Consider the following 11,976-nt stretch of genomic DNA (forward strand, 5'->3'; position numbering starts at 1 on the left):
CGTTTAATATTGAACATGCGTTCAACGAAGAAGAGCTCGGACCGCTCCCCCAACTCCTCCCCCGAGACAGCCGACCGGATCCAGCAGGCGGCGATCCGCGAGTTCGCGGAGAAGGGCTTCACGAAGCCGACGATCCGCGGCATCGCCTCGGCGGCGGGGGTCTCTCCCGGGCTCGTCATCCATCACTTCGGCTCGAAGGAGGGACTGCGCTCCGCGTGCGACGACTATGTCTTCACCGCGATCACCGAGGCGAAGGCCGCCAATGCCCGCTATTCGACGATGGCGATGGAGATCGTCTTCGCCGACCCTGTGATGCGGACGAACATCGACTACCTGATGAAATCGCTCCTCGACCCCAGCGAACACGGGCAGCGCTACTTCGAGCACTACATCGACCTCGTCGAGGGATACCTCGCCGACGGCTTCGCCGGGTACACGTTCCGGCAGAGCACGGACCGGCGGGGCCAGGCCGCCACGATCGCCGCCCTCGCACTGGCGCCGATGATGCTCGCCGGCCGGATCCAGACGGCACTGGGCACGACGGATGTCCAGGACACCCTGACACGACTGGCACCACACCTGCTCGACCTCTACGTCAACGGAGTCCTCGACTCGATCCCCGATGTCGAGGCCGACACCGATCCGAACGGAGACGATCAGTCATGATGACACCCCAGACCGACGGTCCGGCCATCTCCCTGACCGAGGTGGTCAAGGCCTACGGCCGGGTCCGCGCTCTCGACGGCCTCGACCTCGAGGTCGCCCGGGGCGAGGTCCACGGCTTCCTCGGCCCCAACGGCGCCGGCAAGTCGACGACCATCCGGATCCTGCTCGGCATCCTGCGCCACGACTCGGGGCGCATCCGCCTCCTCGGCGAGGATCCGTGGAAGCATGCCGTCGCCCTGCACCGTCGGCTCGCCTATGTCCCCGGCGATGTCGAGCTCTGGCCCGGACTCACCGGCGGGGAGGCGATCGACCTCTTCGCCCGGCTCCGGGGCGGAGTCGACGAACGACGCCGCGATGAGCTCATCGACCGCTTCGATCTCGACCCGCGCAAGAAGGGCCGCACGTACTCGAAGGGCAACCGGCAGAAGGTCGCCCTGATCGCGGCGCTGGCCTCGGACGTCGATCTGCTGCTCCTCGACGAGCCGACGGCGGGGCTGGACCCGCTGATGGAGGCCGTGTTCCAGGAGTGCATCCGCGAAGCCAAGGACGAGGGACGCACGGTTCTGCTCTCGAGCCACATCCTGGCCCAGGTCGAGGCCCTGGCCGATCGGGTCTCGATCATCCGCAAGGGAAGGATCGTCGAGTCGGGAGCCCTGAGCGAGCTGCGGCACCTGTCGCGGACCGCGATCACCGTCGACGTCGCCACCGCCGTCCCTCAGCTCACGGCGATGGCCGGGGTGCACGATCTCGAGCGGATCGGGACCCGGCTGCACTTCAGCGCCGACACGGCCGAGCTGCCGGCGATCATGCGGGCACTGGGAGAGCATGAGATCCGATCGCTGACGGCGACGCCGCCGACCCTCGAACAGCTCCTGCTGCGCCACTACGACGACGCCGATCGCGCCGCCGACGGCGCGGATTCGAACGGCCCCTCGGGCACCCGTGTCCTCACCACCACCGGACTGACCAGCCGCAGTTTCGACAAGGCGCGATCATGACCACGAGAATCCTCACCACACCCGCGGAACCGCCCCGGCGGTCCGCCCCGGACGATCCCCGAGGCGATTCCGGCCGCAGCGGGCCCCGGCATGCCGCCCCCACCGGGTCAGGACAGGGAGGAAGCCTGGCAGGCCTGGCCACGATGATCCGGTTCATGCTCCGGCGGGACCGGTGGCGGCTGCCGCTGTGGGTGCTCGGGCTGGCGGCACTGACCGCCTACTTCGCCAACGCCATCGGCACGGTGATGGACGACGAGGCGCTTGCCTCCATGACGGTGTTCGCCCGGAACCCGATCATGGGGCTGATCTCCGGCCCCGGATACGGGTTCGACGAGATCACGCTCCCCCGCTTCATCACCGGGGTCTACGGCGTCTTCCTCATGCTCGGGGCGGCGATGATGAACATCACGTCGATCTCCCGGCACACCCGCATCGAGGAGCAGACCGGACGGGCCGAACTCATCCGCGCCAACGTGACGGGACGCGATACGCAGCTGATCGCGGCTCTCGTCGTCGCGGTGCTGATGAATGCCGCGCTGAGCGTGCTCATGACCCTGGCCTTCCGCTATTCCGCCGCCGAACCGGAGCCGCTGGCCTCGGTGGTCCTGTTCTCCCTCGGCGTCGCGGCCGTCGGCTGCGTCTTCGCCGCCGTGACCGCGGTGACCTCACAGTTCTCCGCGTTCGCCCGCGCGGGATCCGGCATCGCCGGCGCGGTCCTCGCCGCCGCCTTCGTCATCCGCGGCCTCGGGGACATGTCGGCCGTGCAGGACGGGGACCTCGAGTGGCTGACCTGGCTCTCCCCACTGGGCTGGGCCCAGCAGACCGCGCCGTTCGTCCTCGACAGGTGGTGGCCCCTGCTGCTGCACCTGGGCCTGTTCGCGGTGCTCGTCCCGATCGCCGTCAGGCTCCAGTCGACGCGCGATCTGGCGGCCGGGATCCTCGCCGAACGCCTCGGTCGGGAGCACGCCCCGGGCTCGTTGTCGACTCCGCTCGGCCTGGCGCTGCGGCTGCAGCGCTCGAGCCTGGTCTGGTGGTCGATCGGCGTGTTCACCATGGGTGTCGTGTTCGGCTCCTTCACCGGCGCCATGGCCGACAGCGCGGCGGGGATGCCCCCGGAGATCGTCGACATCATGGGCGGGGCCGCGGGGATCGTCGACGGCTACATCGGGTACATGGCGATGTACTTCGCGTTGATCGTCACCGCCTATGCCGTCCTCGCGATCCTCGGCCTGCGCTCCGAGGAGCAGGGAGTGCGCACGGAACCGGTGCTGGCCACCGCCGTGAGTCGCAGCTCCTGGCTCCTGTCGTGGACCTGTGTGACGGCTCTCGGAGTCCTGTGGCTGATGCTCCTCGCCGGACTCGGTGACGGATTGGGCGCCGCAGTCTCGACCGGTGATTGGGAGGTGTTCGGTCCCTCGGTCCTCGGCCACACCGCGCAGACCGCCTCGGTCTGGGTCTTCCTCGCCCTCGCCCTGGCCCTCTACGGCTTCGCTCCCCGGCTGATGGCGCTGACGTGGATCGTGTTCGTCTGCAGCGCGGTGTTGACGCTGTTCGGGCAGATGCTGCAGGTGGACGAGGAGGTCCTCGACACCTCCGTCTTCCGGCACGTCGGTCAGTACCCGGCCCAGGATCTGTCCGCCGAGGCGGTGCTCGTCCTCATCGGCGTCGCGGCGGTGCTCGTGTGCCTCGGAGTGCTCGGCTTCCGCCGGAGGAACCTCATCACCGCGTGAGCTGCTCGCGCGGAGCGGCGAATCTCGGCACCCTCGCCATCAGGTCTCGGGAGGGTCGACGTAGCCGAGGGCTCTCGCACGGGCGAGCGCGGATTCGCGACCGGATGCGCCGAGCTTCCGGTAGAGGGCGGAGAGGTTGTTCTTCACCGTTCCCTCGACGAGGTGGAGTTCGGCCGCGATCTGAGACACCGATCGGCTGCGCCCGAGCAGGGCGAGCAGAGTCCTCTCCCTCTCGGTGAGGTTCGGGCTGTCGACACTCGGCACCAGCGCGGTCGCGACACCTCCCAGAAGGTCCCGGAGGTCGGCGGTCGGCATCCGATCCCGAGCGAACTCCTGCAGGACCGGCCCCCAGACATCGGGGGTGAGGTCGAGGAGGGTGTTGCGGTCCGGTGCCGGCAGCAGCGCGATCGGGAGCAGCGAGCCCACCCAGTTGGAGAGTTCGATGGCCTCCCTGAATGCCGCGGCTGCCTCGTCCTCCTCTCCCGAGCGCAGATGCGCCACGGCCCTGAGCCCGGTCAGCTCGGCACGCTCACGGGTGCTGAGGAAGTCGTCGTAGAAGTGCGACCTGATCACCGCCAGCGCATCGTCGAACCTCCCCGCCACCACGCAGCTGCGGGCCGTGAGCACATACTTCGCGCCGACGCGCGCAGGCAGCTCTGCGAGCAGCTGCTCAGCCCGGAAGAGCTGTCCGAGCCCGACGAGCGCGGCGGCCCGCGAGGCGCTGAGCACGCCTGCCCCGGCCTCGGAGGTCCGCCGTGTCTGCGCATACACCTCGGCTTCCTCGTCAGCGAGGAGGATCCCCGACTCCGAGGTGGCGGAGAGCAGCGCCAGAGTCCGTTCGAGCACCGGCACGTGGATCCACAGGGATCCCATCTCCGGGAACTCCTTGAGCCTCGCGACGAGGTCGGCCAACCGCCCGAGGTCGAGACGATCGAGTGCTCGGTGTGCCGCAGCGATGAGTGCCGCGGGACGGAACGCCGCCTCGAGCACGATCGGCGGTTCGTCGAGGCTCGCGAATCGGAGCAGGTCGCCCTCCGCCCGTCGGTGGTCTCCGCCGAGAAAGGAGGCCAGAGCCGACCAGGCGACGATGGCCGGGGCCAGGAAATCACCGACGACGGCGCGCTCCTGCATCGCATCCTCGATGTCGCGCAGCAGCGCCAGGGCACGCCCCGGTTCTCCGGCCAGCACGGATTCCACAGCCGCCCGGAACCGGACGATGGCCCGCGGCCGGGGCGCGCCGAGGGACACCCAGCCGGCTCCGACCTGCGCGGCTTCGCGGTGTCGGCCCTGCCCCGAGAGCTGCGACATCCGGGCGAGCACGTCCCTCGCCTCGATCAGTGCGCCGGGATGCTCGGCCGAGGTGGGGTCGGGGGACGACGTGCTGTCGTCGATCCTCGCGCCAGGTGGCTCCTCAGCTGCGGGGGCCGTCGGCTCGCAGAGCAGCGCGAACTCCCGCGATCCCGGTGTGCCCGGAGCAGTCGCCCTGGCCACGAGCTCGCGCAGTCTGCCGGTCGACGTGTCTCCGGCACGCGGAGCCCTGCTCCGCGCCTCGGCGACGGTGTCGGCAATGACGGACAGGAGCGCGAGCTCGGGCGACTCGCGGACGGCTCTCTGCGGCAGGTGGGCGAAGGCCTCGATCGACTCCGGATAGAGGTAGAGAACCGGAAGCCCCACCGCCGAGGCGATCCTGCCGAGGGCTGTCCACAGCCGTCCGGCCCGCGCGAGCAGGAGAGCGTTCTCGACGAGCACCGCGTCGGGGGAAGTCGCGAACTCGATCTGCTCGGTGAATGCCTCGACGAGGGTCGAGCGCAGGCGGGCGAGCGGAGCGTCCTCGTCGGCGGGGCGGAGAGAGGACCCCGGTCCGGTCGCACTCCCGTTCTGGGAGGAGCTGCCGACCAATCCGTCCTGGGTCGAGAGCGACCGCACCCACGCCGCGATGAGCGCCGGCACGTGAAGGGCGTCCGCCTCACCGTCGGCGAGGACGAGTCCCATCGCCTGGAGTCTGAGCAGGGTGACCTTGTGGTCTTCGGCGTCGACGTCCCGCTGCTCGAGAGTCGAGGCGACCGCGTCGAGTGCGATCACGGCGACGTGCTCGGAGAACCGGTGCAGCAGTGACAGTGTCCGCAGCGCCAATCGATCCCGGCGGTCGAGCGAGATGTCGACGTCGGGGCCGCTGCGGATCGCGAACTCGGCGAGGCTTCCCGAGCCGAGCAGCTCGCCGAGGCTCCGGTTCGAGGCCGCGACCGAGTCGAGTGCCGCCCGGGCGGGGGCCACCCAGCCGCCTGAGGCGTCGTAGAGCAGCCGCGCGACGTGCTCGTCGACGCCCAGCAGCTGTTGCAGATCCGCAGGGCTCGCTGCGCGTCGGTGATCGGGTCGGTGCGGTTCCGGGCTCATGGATCCACTGTGGACCACTCCCGAGCGCAAACCCCCTGAGACCGGTCGATCGAGCGGATTCATCGGACGATCTCGCGGGCCACCGCAATGGGCCTGCAGACTTCCGCATCCGGGACGCCCGGACTCCTGCGGCGGCGTCGAGCCGGACGTCCCGCCGACCGGGTGACGGGGCTTCCCGCTGACCCGGGTGTCCGGCGCTCACCTTCCGGCGCGGGAGGGAGACCGGCGTAGAGGAGAGGCAGCGAGATGACGAAGATCGTGAAGATCGTCCCCACCAGGCCGGCGCTGAACAGAGACACGCTCTCGACCAGGGACAGGCCCGCGACGCCCGCCGAGGACGCACAGAGCACATGTCGGCGTCCGCGGTCGAGCGGGGAGCGAGCGAGCCGCACCCAGACGAGAGCGACGATGCCCAGCAGCAGGACCAGCTCGAGCAGCCCCCCGCGCACGAACGTCTCGACGAAGAAGCTGTGGAACTCCGAGGGCTCCATGCCTCGGGCCTGCGCGATCGCGACGCCGCGGAACCCTCCGCCGCCGAGGAGGATCCCGTTCTCACGCCAGATGTCGAGTCCGAGGCTCCAGATGACGTCACGGCCGGCGAGCGCGGCGTCCGGCCGCAGCAGGAGGTCCCGCAGCACGTCCCCCGCCCCCGTGCGGATGACGAGCACGGCGGAGGCCAGACCCGCACCGAGGAGCAGCAGGAGGTATCTCGCCCGCACGCGGAATCGCAGCACCGCGAAGGCGGTGAGGAAGATGAGGGAGGCGGCGATCGACCCCCGGGACATCGTCAGCAGCAGGGAGGCGATCTGCAGGGCGAACAGCGTGATGTTGTGCACCCGCAGCCGCCTGCCGTGCAGGTGGAGGACGTGGGCGACGAGCCCGAGGAACAGGAAGTACCCGAACTGATTGCGATTGGCGAAGAAACTGCTGAAGTCGAACTGGTAGCTCGAACCGGAGCCGAGGATCTGCGGGATGTCGGTGCCGTTGAGCACGACGTTGACGACGATCGCCACCAGCGTGAGCCAGAGGAATCCGACGAGGAACGTGTTCAGCTCCCGCTCGCTGGGCCGCAGCGACTGGGCGAGGCCCGCGTAGGCGATGATGCAGATCATCCCGGCGATCGCCCCCACGAGGTCCATCGGGTCGTAGTCGCCGAACCTCAGGCACACCGAGAACAGGGTGAGGGCCTGCAGGATGCCGTAGACCAGCGCGATCCCCAGCCACGGGTCGCGCGGTTGGATCCGCCAGTGGAGGGCCATGAGGACGAGGATGGCCAGCTGCACGGCGTACCCCGCCACGACTGCCGCGGTGAACGGCACCGGTGCGGCCAGCGTGTGCACGGCGGCCACCGGGACGATGGAGGCCGCGATGAGCAGGAGCAGGGTGATCCCGATCCCGCGCTGACCCCGCCGGGCATCGAGTGGCGTCGGTGCCGCCTCAGCGCGCATCGAGAACCATCTCACCGAGGCGCTCGTAGGTGACTCCGCGGTCGAAGCGCTCCTCGGCCATCCGCCGCGAGCCCTGTCCGCGCTCGCCCAGGAGCGGGTCGGACGCCAGCTCCGCCAGCGCCGAGGCGATCGCCGAGGAGGTGGGAGCGCAGCTGATTCCCGCCCCGTAGGCGTCGAGCAGGGCCCGATACTCCTCGCACTCCTGTGAGTTGACGACGGGCAGTCCGGCCGCGGCGTAGTCCCCGACCTTGTTGATGATGCTTCCCGCGGATCCCGGAACGATGGGGTTGACGGCGATATCGCATCCGCGCAGGCGCGAGACCATCTCCGGGTAGTCGAGCCGGCCGTGGAAGACGACCTCGTCGGGCAGGTCCTGCGTGTCGTGTCGCCAGCGCCCCTCGAAGGGTCCGCTGCCCATCACGTGCAGGCGCATGCGGTGGCCGTCCCTCCGCAGCGCGCGAAGGGCGTCGAAGACCGCGGGCAGGTCGTAGCTGTGGCCCAGCGTTCCGACGTACGCGAGCTCGAGGAACCCGGCTTCGGGCGGGCGCTTGGGCAGGTAGGAGTCGAAGCGCCGCAGATCCGTGCCCAGGTAGACGGTGGTCACCTCGGCTCCATCGTCGCGCGCCTCGGCGACCCTCTGCGAATAGGTCTCGGACACCGTGACGACCGCGTCCGCCGCCCGGTAGATCCGATCCGCGTGAATGCGCAGGGGGGCGAGCGCGCACCGTGCCGCCCACCTGGGCCTCAACACCATCTCGAAGGCCTCCGGCCACAGATCCTGGACGTCGAGGATGAGCCTCACCCCGTGCCTCTTGGCAAAGTCAGTCGCCGCCGACGCCACCTCGAGCGAGGGCACCGCACAGTAGACGACGTCCGGCGCGCTCCGCTTCCGCAGATAGTCCGCGAGGCTGCGCCCCAGGACCCGGTGGCTGCGCAGCCGTCCCACCGACACGTTGCCCCGGTATGCGGGCTCGTTGACGTAGGTGGTCGTGAACAGCGGGTTGCCGGGCGCCGAGGTGTCCCGCTGGGTCTTGGTCCTGTGGAGGAACGACGAGGTGACCAGTTCGACCTCGGCGCCGCGCCGGGCGATGGTCCCGGCCAGCGAGCTGAACCGGTTGTTGGACATGTCTCCGCCGTCGGTGAAATGGGCGATCATCAGTACGCGCATCGGTTCAACCCCCTGCTCGATAGCCGGTGGCGGTCGAAGTCTCTGCCGCCCCGTCGTCCGCCGTATCCCCCGCGGCAGCGGTGCCGTCGGAGGTGGTGTCCTGGTCCCCGCCGTCCGTCCCGCGCCTGAAGACCAACAACATGGCGATGGCGGCCGCGGCGGCGCAGATCGAGTAACCGATGATCGAGCCGTAGGCCGCGCCGAGCATTCCGTGCTGCGGGATGAGCAGGACATAGGCGAGGACGGAGGCGACAGTGCCGATGATCTCGATGACCGACACCGGGCCCGGGGCTCCCGCGGCGATGAGCAGTCCCTGCTGGACGCGCGTGATGCCGAACACCACCGCGGAGACGGCCAGAGGGAGGATCGCCGCCGTGGCCGGGAGGTACGACTCCGGGAGGACGGCCACGATCATCACGTACGCTGCGGTTCCCAGTGCAGTCGCCGCGACCGTGAGAAGGAGCACGCAGCGGGCGATGAGCCGGGCCGCCATGCGCGGCAGCGATCGGGCCGACGTCGACCATCCGCGCAGCGAGGCGTCGACCCACTGCTGCACGGGCCAGGTGGCCATCTCGAGGACGGTGGCGACGGTGACGTAGAGTCCGAGCTCCGCGGAGGTGCTCAGCGCCGGGAGAAGCAGGCGGTCGGAGCGAAGCATCGCGGTGTTGCTGAATTCCGAGGGCAGCAGCACCCAGCCGCGGCGGCGCAGCTCGCGCGTCTCCTGCCGACCGGGCGCGGCGGTCAGGGACCCCGACCGGAGGGCGAGGCCGAGGAGCACGACGGCCGGGAGCACCGAGAGCACGTAGACCCACATCCACAGCACAGGGTCGCCCGCGTCGAGGAGGACGAGCAGGCCCGCGCCCGCGATGATGACCACCTGGGTGGCGATCGCGTTGAGGGTGAACCGCTTCCAGTTCCGGCTGCTCACGTAGGCCACGCGCACCGCCCGCGTCAGCGAGTTGAGCGCGACGTAGCCGGTGATCGCGATCGCCCCCATCCACAGCCAGTCGGTGCTGAAGGGGGACACGGCGGTGGCGACGATCGCGACGGGGAGGACCACGAGAGTGCCCGGGACCACCAGTCGGGCGAAGATCCGGTACTCTGCGCCGAACACCCCGGTCCGGGCGGCGATGAACGGCCTCTCCAGGCCCATGACGGCGAAGACGGAGAGGAAGTAGGCGAGCTGCAGGGCGAAGGCCAGGTCTCCGCGCGCCGCCGGGTCGAGCACGACGGCCGCGAGCAGGTTGACCAGCACGGCGCCGCCGGCGGCGAGCACCTGCGACGCGACGAGGACGAGCGCTGCGATGCGCACTCCCGCGGGCTGCTCGGCGGCGTCCATCATGCCCCCTCGCCGAGGTCGAGTGCCCGTTGCAGGAGACCCGCCACGCCGTCGACCGCCGGGGCCAGCTGCAGGGCCGAGAGCGAATAGACCGCGTGATCCATGCCATAGGGATCGATGACGTCGTCATCGGCGGGAATCTCCGGGCGGTGCCGACGGCTGCGCCCCTGCGCGACGGCCGACACGGCGGCCCGCAGTCGTGCGAGCTGGTCCGCCGCGGGCGGCGCCCCCGCACGGATGATGTCCTCGTCCCTCGTCAGTGCGGCGAGGTACGCGAATTCACGCACCGTGAACGCACGTCGGGTGACCCGGGGGTCGAGCATGACCAGGCTGCGCCGGTGGTCGCGGGTCATGGCGAGGACCAGGTCCGCCTCCCGGAGGATCTCGGCAGTCACCTGTCGGGCACGATGGGCCCCGACGTCGACGACGCCCATGCCGGTGGCGATCCTCCGCGCCGGTTCGGGCATCGACCAGCCTGCCATGGCCCGGGTGCCGGCCGAGCGGACCCGGATCGAGGACACGCCGGCGAACCGCTGGGCGAGCAGCAGCTCCGCCAGAGGCGACCGGCAGAGGTTCCCGGTGCAGACGGTGAGGATCGTGAACCGTTCCGGCATCAGCTCGTGCCTCCGGGTCTGGTCTTCGATTCCGCCCACGCGGCCTCGACCAGGGGCAGCTCCACCGTCGCGGGGTTCTCCCCGACGGGGTCGTCCCGGCCGGGCCGCTCGTCGTCCACGGGCACGCCGGGGTCCTGCTCGGCGCTCGCCGCGCAGTCCCGTGCCCGCCCCTCCCGGATCTCGTCCTCTCCGAGTTCGTCCTCGGCGGTCGGCGGCTCCCCGTAGGCGTCGCGGCCGTATCCGTACACGTCCTCGCCCGTCGGCGGGAGCATCGTGACGACGATTCCCGCCACCGAGGTGCCCACACCTTCGTGCGTGCGGATCGCGTCGTCGAGCGCGTGCTTCTCGGTGCTCCCCGCCGCCGCGACGAGAAGGACTCCGGCTGCCTTCGTCCCGACCACCGCGGCGTCCGTGACGGCGAGGGTGGGAGGCGCGTCGAGGATGACGTAGTCGTAGTCGTCGCTGAGGGTCTCGATGACGGCGTCCATCGTCTCGGAGCCCAGGAGCTCGCTCGGATTCGGCGGGATGCGTCCGGCGGCGAGCACGCGCAGGCCGTCCTCGCCCCAGGGCTGCAGGACATCGCTCGGTTCCGCCCGGCCAGCGAGCACATCGGTGAGACCCGCTCCTCCCTCGATCCCGAAGTATTCCGCGATCCGGGGTCGACGGAGATCGCAGTCGACGAGCACCACCCGCAGTCCTGCTTTCGCCAGGGTGAGGGAGATGTTGGCGGCAGTCACCGATTTGCCCTCGCCGACGCTCGACGAGCTGATGACGAAGGTGCGGCTGCCGGAGCCGACGGCGAGGAAGTCGAGGTTGGTCCGCAGGGTCCGGAAGGCCTCCGCGGTGGCGCTGCGCGGGTGCGTCCGCACCACCAGAGGGTCCTCGGCGACGGCCGGGTCACGGGGAATCCTGCCGATCACGGGCTTCTCGGTGACCTGGTTGACGTCGCGCACGGAGCGCACGCGCTTGTCGAGGACGACGCTGAGCACGGCCACGCCGATCCCGCACAGCAGGCCGAGCAGGAACCCCGCCGGCACGAGCAGCTCGGGCCGGGGGCTGATCGGGCCCTCCTCGGTCAGCGCCTCCTGGGTGGTGGTCAGGGTGACGGAGCTCTGCCCGTCGGTCCGTTCCGGTTCGAGCCTGCTCTGCACCGCCTCGGCGAGGCTCCTGCCGACGGCTCCCGCGATGCGCGCAGCCTGCTCGGGGTCCGTGTCGGTGACGGAGATGTCGATGAGGACCGATTCCCCGGGAGTGCTCGCCTCCACTCGCTTCCTCAGCTCGGACACCGAGGTGTCGAGGTCGAGCTCCGCGATGACCGGATCGAGGACGACGCCCGTGCCGACCACGTCGACATAGCTGCCGACGACCTCGCGGGCGAAGCTGCTGCCCTGTACCAGGTCCCCCGTGCTGCCCGCCTGCGATCTGACGGAGACGTAGAGCTGGGTGCTGGCCTCGTACTTGGGCGGCATCAGCAGAGTGGACGCGATCCCCAGGGCGAGGCCCAGCGCCGTGACGAGACCGACGAGCAGGCGCTTGCGGCGGATGATCCGCAGGTATTCGCGCAGATCCATCGTCGCCGGAGCCGGATCCTCAGCGGACATGGGCCGCTCCGTTCTCGC

Annotated in this window: 9 protein-coding genes; 3 read left to right on the forward strand and 6 right to left on the reverse strand. The window is 70.2% G+C overall.

Going from position 1 to position 11,976, the window contains the following annotated elements; translation table 11 throughout:
- The first annotated feature begins 15 nt into the window (after positions 1–15).
- Genes DFO65_RS02680 through DFO65_RS02690 form a run of 3 tightly spaced genes read left to right on the forward strand, consistent with a single transcriptional unit; the run spans position 16 to position 3,394 of the window.
- Positions 16–666: a TetR/AcrR family transcriptional regulator gene (locus tag DFO65_RS02680; protein WP_113902896.1), complete on the forward strand. Its 651-nt coding sequence runs from the start codon at positions 16–18 to the stop codon at positions 664–666.
- Entirely contained in the window at positions 666–1,664 is a 999-nt protein-coding gene (locus tag DFO65_RS02685; RefSeq protein WP_113903183.1) for an ABC transporter ATP-binding protein, read from the forward strand. The genes DFO65_RS02680 and DFO65_RS02685 overlap by 1 nt, the downstream gene beginning before the upstream one ends.
- Positions 1,661–3,394, forward strand: coding sequence for an ABC transporter permease (locus DFO65_RS02690; RefSeq protein WP_220151222.1), 1,734 nt, complete (start codon positions 1,661–1,663; stop codon positions 3,392–3,394). Before DFO65_RS02685 ends, DFO65_RS02690 begins: the two co-directional genes overlap by 4 nt.
- A gap of 39 nt (positions 3,395–3,433) precedes the next feature.
- On the opposite strand, the gene DFO65_RS02695 is transcribed toward DFO65_RS02690, so the two are convergent.
- The 6 genes from DFO65_RS02695 to DFO65_RS02720 are packed head-to-tail and all read right to left on the reverse strand — an operon-like array spanning position 3,434 to position 11,958.
- Positions 3,434–5,788: a LuxR C-terminal-related transcriptional regulator gene (locus tag DFO65_RS02695; RefSeq protein ID WP_113902898.1), complete on the reverse strand. Its 2,355-nt coding sequence runs from the start codon at positions 5,786–5,788 to the stop codon at positions 3,434–3,436.
- 59 nt (positions 5,789–5,847) lie between these two features.
- Positions 5,848–7,236, reverse strand: coding sequence for an O-antigen ligase family protein (locus tag DFO65_RS02700; RefSeq protein WP_113902899.1), 1,389 nt, complete (start codon positions 7,234–7,236; stop codon positions 5,848–5,850).
- The gene (locus DFO65_RS02705) at positions 7,226–8,404 is read right to left on the reverse strand and encodes a glycosyltransferase family 4 protein (protein ID WP_181778590.1); all 1,179 of its coding nucleotides are present in this window, start codon (positions 8,402–8,404) and stop codon (positions 7,226–7,228) included. Before DFO65_RS02705 ends, DFO65_RS02700 begins: the two co-directional genes overlap by 11 nt.
- 4 nt (positions 8,405–8,408) lie before the next feature.
- Entirely contained in the window at positions 8,409–9,743 is a 1,335-nt protein-coding gene (locus DFO65_RS02710) for a lipopolysaccharide biosynthesis protein (RefSeq protein WP_181778591.1), read from the reverse strand.
- Entirely contained in the window at positions 9,743–10,357 is a 615-nt protein-coding gene (locus DFO65_RS02715) for an arsenate reductase/protein-tyrosine-phosphatase family protein (RefSeq protein WP_113903184.1), read from the reverse strand. Before DFO65_RS02715 ends, DFO65_RS02710 begins: the two co-directional genes overlap by 1 nt.
- The gene (locus tag DFO65_RS02720; protein ID WP_220151223.1) at positions 10,357–11,958 is read right to left on the reverse strand and encodes a tyrosine-protein kinase domain-containing protein; all 1,602 of its coding nucleotides are present in this window, start codon (positions 11,956–11,958) and stop codon (positions 10,357–10,359) included. Before DFO65_RS02720 ends, DFO65_RS02715 begins: the two co-directional genes overlap by 1 nt.
- Between the last annotated feature and the right edge of the window lie 18 nt (positions 11,959–11,976).

The sequence above is a fragment of the Brevibacterium sanguinis genome, from assembly GCF_003315415.1.
GTDB classification, from domain to species: domain Bacteria; phylum Actinomycetota; class Actinomycetes; order Actinomycetales; family Brevibacteriaceae; genus Brevibacterium; species Brevibacterium celere_A.